At 38.6% G+C, this 13,232-nt stretch carries 5 protein-coding genes; 1 reads left to right on the forward strand and 4 read right to left on the reverse strand.

Going from position 1 to position 13,232, the window contains the following annotated elements; all coding sequences use genetic code 11:
* Positions 1–268 precede the first annotated feature (268 nt).
* From OLW01_RS08725 to OLW01_RS08735, 3 genes are read right to left on the reverse strand one after another with little or no spacing between them, the layout of a single operon-like run.
* Positions 269–3,361 (reverse strand): efflux RND transporter permease subunit, encoded by a 3,093-nt coding sequence (locus OLW01_RS08725; protein ID WP_268073461.1) that lies wholly within the window; start codon positions 3,359–3,361, stop codon positions 269–271.
* A complete protein-coding gene (locus tag OLW01_RS08730; protein WP_268073462.1) occupies positions 3,358–4,593 on the reverse strand; it encodes an efflux RND transporter periplasmic adaptor subunit in 1,236 nt (411 codons plus the stop codon). Before OLW01_RS08730 ends, OLW01_RS08725 begins: the two co-directional genes overlap by 4 nt.
* A gap of 3 nt (positions 4,594–4,596) precedes the next feature.
* Positions 4,597–5,982, reverse strand: coding sequence for an efflux transporter outer membrane subunit (locus OLW01_RS08735; protein ID WP_268073463.1), 1,386 nt, complete (start codon positions 5,980–5,982; stop codon positions 4,597–4,599).
* A gap of 409 nt (positions 5,983–6,391) precedes the next feature.
* Here OLW01_RS08735 and nhaD point away from each other — a divergent pair, with 409 nt between their 5' ends.
* Positions 6,392–7,837 (forward strand): sodium:proton antiporter NhaD, encoded by a 1,446-nt coding sequence (nhaD, locus tag OLW01_RS08740; RefSeq protein ID WP_268073464.1) that lies wholly within the window; start codon positions 6,392–6,394, stop codon positions 7,835–7,837.
* A 770-nt stretch (positions 7,838–8,607) separates the two neighbouring features.
* On the opposite strand, the gene OLW01_RS08745 is transcribed toward nhaD, so the two are convergent.
* Positions 8,608–13,161 carry a FimV/HubP family polar landmark protein gene (locus tag OLW01_RS08745; protein ID WP_268073465.1) on the reverse strand — a complete coding sequence of 1,518 codons (4,554 nt, stop codon included), beginning with the start codon at positions 13,159–13,161 and terminating at the stop codon, positions 8,608–8,610.
* Positions 13,162–13,232 lie beyond the last annotated feature (71 nt).

Raw genomic sequence — 13,232 nt, forward strand, 5'->3', positions numbered from 1 at the left:
TATATGAAATAAACAACCAGCTAGCGAGATAAATATAAATGAGCAATAGTCAGAGAAACGAGAACATAACAAAATTGACAAAAAAGAAAAGCTTTAGCGGTGACATTAGCCAAAATAGTGGAAAATAATTGAGAATTATTGGCGGCCTATCTGAAAACTCTAAAGTTAGACAACCTCTTAGGGCATGTGGATCTTTGGTTGTCATTAAAATAGCCGAATTACCGCGCCTCCGAAGGTCATCAGAGACGCATAGACAGATCAATGAATGTTAAATAGCTCTCCACCAGTTTCTGACTTGAATCGCCATTAAATAATTAACCGGCACCAACAATAGTGTAATCAAGGTGGCGAAAATAATCCCAAACCCTAATGAAACTGCCATCGGGATTAAAAATTGCGCTTGGGTCGATTTTTCAAACAATAATGGCATTAAACCAATAAAAGTGGTTAACGAGGTTAACATAACAGGTCTAAATCTCGCAGCCCCCGCTGTTAACACAGCGTCTTTAACGTCTATCCCTTTGTCACGTTGCTTGCCAATATAATCAACTAGTACTAAAGAATCGTTAACGACAACCCCCAATAAAGCAAGTAAGCCCCAAACGCTCATAATGGTTAAATCCATGCCCATTAACCAATGTCCAAACATAGCACCAATAATACCGAAAGGGATAATAGACATCACAATTAAAGGCAAGGTGTACGATTTAAGTGGTATAGCCAATAACGCATAAATCGCAAATAGCACCCCGAGCAAACCCCAATATAAGGATTGGAATGACTCTTCTTGCTCTTTAGCTTCACCGTCCATTACATAATCGACACTCGGATATTGCGCCATTAATTCATCTAAATAGCTCAATAAGTCTTGATTAAGCACTGTCATATTCACTTGCTCTTTATCAACATCGGCTACGACATTTAAAGTTCGATAACCATCAATTCGATAAATAGAAGTAGGACTTTTACCCGGTACAAAGCGAGCTACCTGAGATAAAGGCACTTGTGTACCATCGGCTGCACTAATCAACATATTATTTAAATTAGCAACTGAATTACGTTCATCCCTAGGGAATCTCACCATAACTCTAACATCATCTCGGCCGCGCTGAATTCGTTGAGCTTGAACACCATAAAAAGCCTGTCGTACTTGGCTAATGACTTGAGATCGAGTAATCCCCAATAAATAAGCTTCCGTTTTTAATTCAATCCGAATTTCTTCTTTACCGTCCGCCATTGAGTCATTAATGTCAAATACGCTTGGGTAGGTTGCTAGACGTGATTTTACTTGTTCAGCTACTTTGTTTAGCTGAACAAAATCATTACCTCTTAATTGTACATTTATAGGATCACCCGAACGCCCAAATTCGGATCTAAAAATAACTTCTTCTGCCCCCGGAATTTCGCCAACACGTTGGCGCCACTCTCGAGCCAATTCTTGACTAGACACATTAAAATGCAACTCTTCTGGCGGTGTTATTTGAAAACGCACTTGCCCAGTTGCCGCATCGCCCCACTTACCGGTTTGTGATAAAATATGCAAAATAACCGATTCGTTAGTCACAGGATCAACATACTCTTGTTGTAAATCTTGCGCTATTTCAGTAATACGAGCTATGTGGCTATCCGTGACTTCAAAAGGTGTGCCGTTAGGCATAGTTACATTTACTGACACTGTTTCACTGGGTACTCTAGGGAAGAAAATAAACTTAGTATGGCCCACCATAACCGCAGCCATAATAATTCCCAATACCCCACAAAAACAGATCAAGGTATTTCTTTTATTTTGCAAACATAATTTAAGTGCGGGTTGATAGTATTTTAAAATGGCAAGCTCGAACCCAGTTGCAAATTTTTGCTGAATTTGTTGTAGCTTATTTTGCTTGGTCGGATCTGTTTGCTGTCTTACTTTTAAATATTTAAGATGCGCTGGCAATACAAATTTAGACTCAATTAATGAAAATAATAACACCGGAATAACAACCGCTGGTATTTGCGCAAAAAATGCGCCGCGATTCCCTTCAATAAATAAGATAGGGACAAAGGCTGCCACCGTTGTTAAAACACCAAAGGTTACCGGGGTCGCGACTTCTTGTGTGCCCACAATAGCTGCTTGCAGACCATTCTCGGCTTTTTCTAAATGCTTATAAATATTTTCGCCTGTGACTATGGCATCATCCACCACTATACCTAGCACCACAATAAAGCCAAATAAACTAATAATATTTAACGTAAAACCAAACCAAGATAAAACAACAAAGGAGCCTAAAAAGCTTACCGGAATACCAATAAACACCCAAAAAGCAACCGCAGGTCTTAAAAATAAGCCCAATAAAATTAATACTAAGATACCGCCTTGCACAGCATTAGTTAATAACGTGGATATTCGCTTTTTAACCACCACAGAATCATCGCTCCAGTAGCTAATGGTAATTCCATCTGGTAATTTTCGTTGTTGCTCCACGATATATTCTTTAACTTTATCAGCGACTTCAATCGCACTTTGTTTTCCTACCCGATAAACCGATAAAGTTGCAGCACGCTCACCGTCAAATCGAGTACGAATGGGTGATTCTTCAAATCCATCGGTAATTTGCGCAATATCACCCAGGGTAAGAACCGTGCCGTCGGGGTGAGTTTTTAAAATAATACGTTCAAATTCATCTTGGCGATAAGCCTGACCTTTTGAGCGAATCAGCACATCACCACCATCGGTTTTTATATTACCGGCAGATAAATCAAGAGAGCTTTGCTGAATCGCCGTCGATACATCAGATAGACTTAAGTTGTATTCACGCAGGGTATCTTGGGGCAATTCAATGGCAATTTCGTAGTTTCGAACCCCCTTGACTTCAACTTGAGTTATGCCATTTGTTTTAAGTAAGTCATCTCTTACTTTTTCCGCAATTTGCCGAATTTCTTTTTCGGTCACATTCCCGGCAATCGTTACATCAATAACATCACGCTTGCGAATAGCCAGCGAAATAATGGGCCTTTCAGCTTCACCCGGCAAGGTATTAATCGCATCAACTCTATTTTTAACATCATCAAGAATTTCCCGTGGATCGTAACCTTGCTCAACTTCAACGTTAACGCTGGCGCCCCCTTCAGTTGAACGGCTGGTAATCTCTTCCACCCCTTCTAAATCCATCAATGCTTCTTCAATACGAGTCGCTACCGATAATTCAGCATCTTCTGGTGTTGAACCACGTAAACTCACGCTCACACTTACAATATCAGTTTCAATTGAAGGGAAAACCTCAAGCGGAATTTTCGCCACTAAGTGGTACGCACCTAAACCAATAATACAAATCATTAATAAATTGGCAGCTACGTGATTTTTAGTAAACCAAGCAATCATTTAGCTTCACCTTGCTTATCTTTATTAGCTTGACCACGTTTATCTGTTCGAGCTGTATTAGCTGGCTTGCTCATATTATCTTGCTTTAACTTAACCCGAGTACCTGTTGACACTTGACCAAGTGGCGTGGTCACTAACACATCACCGTCTTTAAGACCTGATTTAATCACGGCAACCTGATTATTTTGCCATAAAATTTCAATATTTTTACGTTGCAATACGCCATTTTCATAGGTGTAAACATAAGAGCCTTGGTATATGGTCTTATTCTCTAAAATAATGACGTTATTTAGTGTTTTCCCTTGAATTTTAGCAGTTACATATTGGCCGATTTTTAACGGCATTTTACCGTAAGCTTTTTCTCCGAAAGGGTCTTGAATACGAGCGACTACATGTAACTGTCGGCTTTGTTCGCTAATTTCACTTGCTGTGCGCACTAGCTTTCCTTGCCAAACTTCATTGCCAGCTAATTGCGAAATAATGTCTACATTTACTTGAACATCACGAGTTGCGCCTCGGTAGTCTTCGGGCAATGCGACTAAGCTAATTTCGTTATTTTTAATTGGTAAGCTTATTTCAATTGCTTCTGTTGAGTAAATTTCACCCAATTGAGTATTTCCTGAAACGACTTGCCCTAAGTCAACTGATTTATTAAGCACTCTACCTGCGTAAGGGGCTGTGATTTTGGTGCGCTCAAGTTGAATTTTAGCTTGCTCATAATTTGCCGCTGCTGAAGCCAGCTTTGCTTTGGCTGCTGATAATTGTGGTTTGCGTAGCACTAAATCTGGCGCTTGTTCACTATTACCTAATCTTTGCCAATCTTTTAAAGCTTGATCTGCAAGCGCTTTTTGTTCTGCCACCGCTTGTTGTGCGTCTACTAAATTTGCATAAGCGATATCAACATCAGCTTGATAGTCAACAGCTTCAATTTCAATTAACAACTCATCTTTATCAAAAAAACCACCGCCGCGCATCGACTCTGACACATAGGTAATTTTTCCACCAACTTGTGACGTTAATGCCGTTTGAATTTGTGCTTCAACTAACCCATAAGAATCAATGATAATTGGATAATCAACAGCTTTTAATGGTTTAACATCAACCGATATCTGTGCCTCTGGTGGCGTAAACTTTCGGTTAGCTTGAGGTTTACTATAAACAACAACCCATACAAGTCCAATAAAAAGCACTATCAGAACAAGTGGCATGAATTTTTTAATTATTTTTAGCATAAATTAGTTTTCCTGCTGTTCTAAGTTAGCGATTGCAAAGTCGCCACCTAATGCTTGGTGCAGCATAATTTGATTGGTAATAATTTGTCGTTTCAACTCAACAACCTGATTTTTAGCATTAAATGCCGTTCTTTGGGTTGAAAGGTAATCTGTGTAATCTGTTATCCCACGTTGATACTGCTCAAACGCAAGCTGTTCAGCCAAAATAGCATTGTCTCTAGAGGTTTCACTATAGCTAAGTTGGCGCTCAAGCGAAGCAAATTGATTTAACCCACCTTCTATATCGTCAAGAGCCTGATAAATTGTTTGCACATAGCTAAGCTCTGACTGGCTTAATTCAATTTCTGCTTGTGCTTCTAGCGTTTTCAAACGCCCTGCATCAAATATGGGTTGCAGTACTGACGCAGATAAAGACCAAGCAATCCCTTGGCTAAATAAATCAGATAAACTAGATTGCCTGTCATCAACGTCCGCGGCTAAACGAAAGCTGGGGAATCTATCTTTATGCGAAATAGCTAAATTAGCATTACTCATTAAAATATTTAACCAAGCCGACTGTACGTCTGGCCTCTGTTTAATCAGGCTTGATGGAATGCCTTTAAGTAGTGAAAAATCCACTTCGGGAAAATCATCCCCTACCTCTAACCCTTGTTTTGGTGAATGCCCTAATAACAACGAAAGCTGACGACTCTGCTGTGCTAAAGTGGCTTTTTGCTTTGCTAAATTAGATTTTTCAGCTTCTAAATTATTCCGGGTTAAATAAACATCTAACGCCGAATTAAGCCCCGCACGATAGCCGTTTTCAATGATATCTAAATTGCCTTGTAAATTTTTTAATTTTTGTTCTGTTATATCAATAAACTGCACTGATGCTAACATCTGCAACCAAACCGAACTAACAGAGGTAATTAAATCTAGCTGAGCTTGCTCTAATTGAACTATTGTATTTTGGTAATTATATTGCGCGGCTTTTTGTGCATCACTCAATTTACCCCATAAATCAATTTCATAGCTAGCGGATAAACCGGCAGAAACTTGATTAGAAATAGCAGCATCTGAAGCCGATTTACCACGACTGGCCTGCAAGGAAAAATCTAGATCCGGCCAAAATACAGCGCCCGCTCTTTGTAAATTCAATTTAGCTTTGTCTACATCTAATTGCTTAATTCGAATGTTTTGATTATTCGCAATTGCTGTTTCAATCAATTGGTTTAATTGCTCCGAACCAACCCACTGCACTAATTTAGTGCCTTGTGGGGTTTCAGGCAATGCATTTTGCCAACGCGTTGGAAACTCAACTTGCTGATCTATCGCACCATTATAATTACTCTGGCAAGCAGACAAGGTGGCTGTTAATGCGATAAATTTAATTGTTTTTACAAAATTCATTTTATCCATCATGCTTTTTTATAGATTGAAAAGATTACCAAGCTCACATTGTGAATGACATCACTTTTTTATAATTTACATAACTTTTACACATTATTTATACTCACTTACGTAAAAGTAATCATTTAATGTTGAGCATACCAACTAAAAAAGCTATTTATTCAGTAAGCGTAAATAATTAGTCAAATCACACATCGTATTTATACACCTAAGCTACACAAGAAAAACATTATAAAACATATCTTTCACAATAAAAATACAGTTAATTTCGCGCTTAATAAAACACAGTTTTATTGCATAAAAATATTTCATCTTCGTACCTTAATTAAGCAAGTTGTGCTAAAGTTGTGCATCCCAAATTAGTGCAATCCATCTGTTGAGGTATTGATATAACATTATGCCCAGTATAATGCGCAAGAACTTTGCGACCCCCTTAATAACATTATTTATCACCTTATCTACATTACTTTTATCGCCATCAGCTTTTGCCCAAGCCGCTAGCGTAGAAAGACTAGACCTAACTAACCATTTTGTCGGTTATTTTGCAATTACTATGTTTATCGTGGCTTATGCATTAGTAATCGCCGAAGACTTCTTACATTTACGTAAATCTAAACCTGTATTAGTAGCTGCAGGCCTTATTTGGTTCGCTCTGGGTTGGGTTTATACGCAGCACGATATGTCTGAGCTAGCGAAAGAAATCTTCGAACATAACCTTTTAGAATACGCAGAATTATTGCTGTTTTTACTTGTCGCGATGACTTATATCAACGCAATGGAAGAGCGTCGTGTTTTTGATGGCATCCGCATTTGGATGATTTCAAAAGGGTTAAGCTTACGCAGCTTGTTTTGGCTAACCGGTGTATTAGCCTTTGCTATTTCGTCTTTTGCAAACAACTTAACAACCGCAATGTTAATGTGTGCAATTGTATTAAAAGTGGCAAAGGGTAATAAAACCTTTATAAATTTAGCTTGTATTAACATTGTTGTAGGTTCAAACGCTGGCGGTGCATTTAGTCCATTTGGTGATATTACCACGTTAATGGTTTGGCAAGCTGGCTACGTACATTTTGTAGAGTTCTTTAAATTATTTATTCCTGCTGTCGTTAACTTTATTATCCCAGCTATAATAATGAGTTTATTTATCAGTAATGAACCCAGCAAGGTCATTAAAGAAGAATTTGAAATGAAACGCGGCGCTAAACGCATCGTGTGTTTATTTATTTTAACCATAGCAACCTCTGTTATCGCGCACAGCTGGTTTGGCATGCCTCCTGTTTTAGGGATGATGACTGGTTTAGGTTATCTTAAATTCTTTGGTTATTATTTACGCCGCAGTTTACCTCGCTCGCTTGCTAAAAAACGAACCGAAGCTGAAAAACGTAAAGATGACAAAGCACTTAAGCGTTTAGGCCAAGTTGTTCCTTTTGACGTATTTGACAAAGTAGCGCAGGCTGAATGGGATACCTTATTGTTCTTCTTTGGGGTTGTAATGAGTGTGGGTGGTTTAGGCTTTATTGGCTATTTATCATTAATTTCAGAATCCATGTACACAAACTGGGATCCAACTTATGCGAATATAGTAGCAGGATTATTGTCAGCTATCGTCGATAATATTCCTGTTATGTTTGCCGTAATCAGCATGAATCCTGATATGGGCTTAGACCAATGGTTACTTGTTACAATGACAGCGGGTGTCGGTGGTAGCTTGTTATCAGTTGGCTCGGCGGCAGGTGTTGCATTAATGGGTCAGTCTAAAGGTAATTATTCATTCTTTGGTCATTTAAAGTGGAGCTGGGCGATTGCTTTAGGGTACGCTGCTTCAATTGGCGTACATTTACTAATTAATCACTAATTAAATGTACGCTTAACACACTAAAAGCAAATTGCTTTTAGTGTGTTACCTTATCTAAATTGCCTGCCTATATAACTTGTCTTTCTATCTTAACTTCTAATCGTTTATCAAAATCCAACGACATTAATAAGATCCCATTATATTTAACGTTAACACTAGGTCGCTATATCCACCAATGAGAATATTTAATAGCTAACCTCAACTCGGGTTAAGGTGTATTCTAACTAATTGAATTATTTAACCTTATAGACCTGTGTGGTTTCTAACAAGCATTTTTGCGTGGACAAGGCAAATTCACGCGTCAATAGCTAGTCTCGGCTTTAGTTCCGATGTCGCTCTACCTCCCCCTTTCATGGGGTTGAATGCAAGAGAGTTTAACGCAGTTACCGTGCAAAGGCCGCTTGAAACATATTCATTAAACCGAGTTGAGGTTACATACATTATAATCCGCAAAACATGGATATGAATTATTCCCAGCCAACTGGTTATATTCGAGTATTAATAAAGGTATTAAATTAGACAGGCACTAACAAGATTGAGGATTTAAATACATTGCAATTTTTTGGAATTCGCGATGTTTGCGCCCGCGAGTACTGGCTACTTTTAAGAAATAATAGTTGTTTTTTATTTTCAGCGCTATACGTTATTTATTGCTAACTCAGCCAGAAAGTAACTGTTTATCAGGCTTGTTCCAACCTCTTTGAAAACTATTAGCGCATAAAGGCCAATAGTTTAGCAAAAGGTCATAAATACACTAACACGACTTTATGTTAGCCTTTTAACTTTTCTAATAAAGACTGAGCTTCACTTTTTTGTATATCATCACCATTTTCAACAACCTCGTTTAGTGATGCTTTGGCCGATTCAATATCGTCAATTTCGATATAAGCCCGTGCTAGATCCAGCTTGGCTTGTAAGCCCGAAATATCATCTTGATCAACATCAAATCCAACAATATCCTCGCGTTCAATTTGATTATCTAAATCAATTTTAATTTTATTTTGATCATAAGGTTCAATCTCATTATGTGAACTTTCTAAATCTTCTAAAATTTTATCAACTTCAATAAAATCAGCAGCTCGATGTTGCGGTTTGCTAGATATGGAATTAAAAGCTAATTCATCGGCATCAAAATCCAATTTAGTGCTGTCTTCATCTGCAATTAAGCTATCTAATTCTAGATTGTTAAGTGTATCCGTTGATTGCGTTTGGGGCTTAACATCATCTAATGACAACTCACCTAGCAATTCATCAAAATTAGTATTTTCATACTCATCAATTGCTTGCAAGCTTGGGTCATCACTTTCTATATCTGGTCCAGCATTATTTAATAAATTATCAATATTTAACCCATCAGTTGTCTCATCAACTGAAAAGCTAGATTGCTCTTTATCTACATTGCCATCAAAAGTGGGATCAAGCAGCTGTTCTAGCTCATTTTCAAATGCTTGTTCTGCTGGATCACTCGTTTGAGTTTGTGCTTGATGCTCCGTTTCGAACGCTAATTCATTTTCATCAAGCCAAGTTTCAAAACCTTCAGCTGGCTCTTCAAATTCGACTTCTTCCGCGATAGAGTCAAAATTTTCAAGCGCACTTTCTATTTCTGGGTCACTTTCTTGTTCAGTTAATTCATCAAGGTTTATTTGATCTAATTCTTCATCCGTTAAATCAAATTCGTCTTCTGTTTCGGTTTCAAAATCGGCATAAGGGCCAAGTTCTGAATCCAATTCATTATCTGTCTCGAATCTGGGCTCAGCGGTTAATTCCGGCTCTTGTTCAAACTCGCTTTCAGGCTGAACATCTTCGCTGATTTCATCGTCTGCTAATTCATCAGCCTGTTCATCGCTTAAATCTCGCTCAGTTTGCAGCTCATCATCTAATGCTAAATCTTTTTCAACATCTAGGTCAGCCTCGTCGATTCCGTCATCTTCCCTATCACTTTCAATATCAAGTTCGGAATCAGCGCCTAATTCTGGTTCATTTTCAGGCTCTGGTACTGGTTCTGCTAATAACTCGCTTTCAGGCTGAGCAGCTTCGCTGATTTCGTCGTCTGCTAATTCATCAGCCTGTTCATCGCTTAAATCTCGCTCAGTTTGCAGCTCATCATCTAATGCTAAATCTTTTTCAACATCTAGGTCAGCCTCGTCGATTCCGTCATCTTCCCTATCACTTTCAATATCGAGTTCGGAATCAGCGCCTAATTCTGGTTCATTTTCAGGCTCTGGTACTGGTTCTGCTAATAACTCGCTTTCAGGCTGAACATCTTCGCTGATTTCATCGTCTGCTAATTCATCAGCCTGTTCATCGCTTAAATCTCGCTCAGTTTGCAGCTCATCATCTAATGCTAAATCTTTTTCAACATCTAGGTCAGCCTCGTCGATTCCGTCATCTTCCCTATCACTTTCAATATCGAGTTCGGAATCAGCGCCTAATTCTGGTTCATTTTCAGGCTCTGGTACTGGTTCTGCTAATAACTCGCTTTCAGGCTGAGCAGCTTCGCTGATTTCGTCGTCTGCTAATTCATCAGCCTGTTCATCGCTTAAATCACGCTCAGTTTGCAACTCATCATCTAATGCTAAACCTTTTTCAACATCTAGGTCAGCCTCGTCGATTCCGTCATCTTCCCTATCACTTTCAATATCAAGTTCAGAATCAGCGCCTAATTCTGGTTCATTTTCAGGCTCTGGTACTGGTTCTGCTAATAACTCGCTTTCGGGCTGAGCAGGTTCCCTGATTTCGTCGTCTACTAATTCACCAGCCTGTTCATTGCCTAAATCACGCTCAGTTTGCAGATCTGTATCTGAACCTGTTTGTATTTCTGTTTGTAAATCAGTATCTACTTCATCTTCTATATCTGAATCAATTTTTAATTCAGGATCAGACAATGTTTCAGGCTCAAGGTCGGCTGCTAAATCTATATTTTGTTCTGTGGCAAGTGCCTCAGTATCAGCTTCTAACTCATTGCCAATATCAGGTCCATCACCTTCAAACTCAACATCTAAACTGGTTTCAGTATTACTAGGTGAATAATCGGTAGCCAGTGATTCATTTTTTTCAACTGGCTCAGGATTGTTTTCAGCTACACTAATCTCTTCATCAGGTTCAAAATCAACATCTAAGCTTAATGGATTTTCTTTAATTTCATCATCTTGATTATCAGAGGCAGTGTCTGTTTCAACTGGCGACTCAATTTGCGCTTCATCAATCAACGAGTCTATATCTAATTCATCATCTAGACTTTCAGGAGGCGCTACGTCTGTTTCTGCCGGTGATTCGCCTTGCGCCTCATCAATCAGTGAATCTATATCAAAATCATCATCACTACTCTCAGGCTCTGCTGGTGATTCACCTTGCGTTTCATCAATCAGTGAATCTATATCAAAATCATCATCGCTATTTTCAGGCTTTGCTTGAGATTCACCTTGCGTTTCATCAATCAGTGAATCTATATCAAAATCATCATCACTATTCTCAGGCTCTGCTGGTGATTCACCTTGCGTTTCATCAATCAGTGAATCTATATCAAAATCGTCATCGCTATTTTCAGGCTTTGCTTGAGATTCACTTTGCGTTTCATCAATCAGTGAATCTATATCAAAATCGTCATCGCTATTTTCAGGCTCTGCTTGTGATTCACCTTGCGTTTCATCAATCAGTGAATCTATATCAAAATCGTCATCGCTGGCTTTATTGTTTGCTTGCTGCTCATTTTGGGTATCTTCAATTAACGAGTCTATATCAACATCTTCATTTAAATCTGCTTCGTTAACTGGGTTCTGAGCCATGTCTTCATCAAGTAAAGCATCGAGTTCATCTTCAGCTTCAAGGTTTTCGTTTTCAGCTTGGTTATTATCAATTAGCGCATCAATATCGCTATCATCTAATAACTCTGTCTCTCCATTTTCAGCCCCTGAAATTTCGGACTCTTCATCACTTTCAAATAGTGAATCTAATTCATCTTGGGATAATTCGGTACTAGCTTCTTTTCTGTCTGGTTTAGTGTCACTTGAGGCTTGATCGTCACCATCAATATTTTCCAGTAGCGCATCAATATCATCTTCAGACACAATATCATCCAATTCGCTATCTAGATCACCGCCAACCAAATCATCAAGCGATTGCTCTAAGATATCATCGGTAAAACCAACATCTAAAGTATCATCATCTGACTCTTTTACCTGTTCAGGCATGCTCAGTAATTCATCTTCACTGTCGGCCACGAGCAGATCGTCAACATCATCATCGTCTGTCATCGCAGATAAAAGTTCATCATCGTCTAACCGGATGCCACCTTCCTCAACTGGGCTCTTATCTATAGAGGAGGCTGTTTGGTTTTCAAATAAATTGTCATAGTTTTCAATATCAGACGTCTCATTATCTGCTGGTGATAAATTAGCTGCATTTTCACTTTGTTGTGTATTTTGTTGTTTTTTGCGAGCAATTAGCCACCAGCACAGTAACGCAATTAAAATGAGTGCAGGTAACGTGGCTAATATAATTAGGTATAAAATATTTGAGCTAACAGCTTGCCAAAACTGGCTCAAACCACTTTCGCTTTCTTCTGCTAATTTTTTACGTTGCTGGTCTAACATTTCAGTTTGTTGCGCCAAAATTTTGTCCATTTGTTGCTGCAACAAACTATCTTGTCCAACTTGTGAGCGTAAAGATGCCACTTCGTCGTTAACATTAACCAAGCGATTTTTTAAACGTTCATTTTCATCAATCAAAGTTTGAATATTATCTAGCGAGGCTGAAAATTGAGATTTTATCGTTTCATACGATTTGGCTTGCTCTTGCTGAAGTGCATCAATTCGGGTTTCGATTGAATTTTTGGCTATTTCTAAATCTGACTGTTTGGCGGGTTCTTGCCGTTTTTGCGCTTCGGGGTTACTTTTTGCGGCAGTCACTTTCCGTTGTTTTTCTGCCCAAATCTCATCGTCAAGATCTGATTTATTTTTAGCCGCAGTTTGATTTACTTTACGCATTGCACTAACAGTTGGTATTTTTAATGTAGCGCCGCTGCGAATATTGTTTAAGTTGTTGTTTAAAAAAGCATTTGGGTTAGCTTGATATATAGCCACCATTATTTGATAGGTAGATACACTATTATCTGGACGAATTTTATCGGCTATTTTCCATAAAGTATCTTGCGCTGTAATGGGACCATAAGTATTAGATGTTAAACCCGTATCGGTTTGCTTGTCACCACGAATTTGGATCTCGGCATACGCTTTATTTGCAATAACAATTTCAATTAAGCTAAATTGCGTACCTAGTAACGCTAGCCAAACAACAGCCAAACAAATTTTTCGATACAAGCGCATTCTTTATCAATCCTAAATCTAGCGTTAAAACGCAGTTATTTGAATTTTAACCAGTTGGGTCAAGTCGAATA

The sequence above is a fragment of the Catenovulum adriaticum genome (assembly GCF_026725475.1).
Lineage (GTDB): Bacteria > Pseudomonadota > Gammaproteobacteria > Enterobacterales > Alteromonadaceae > Catenovulum > Catenovulum adriaticum.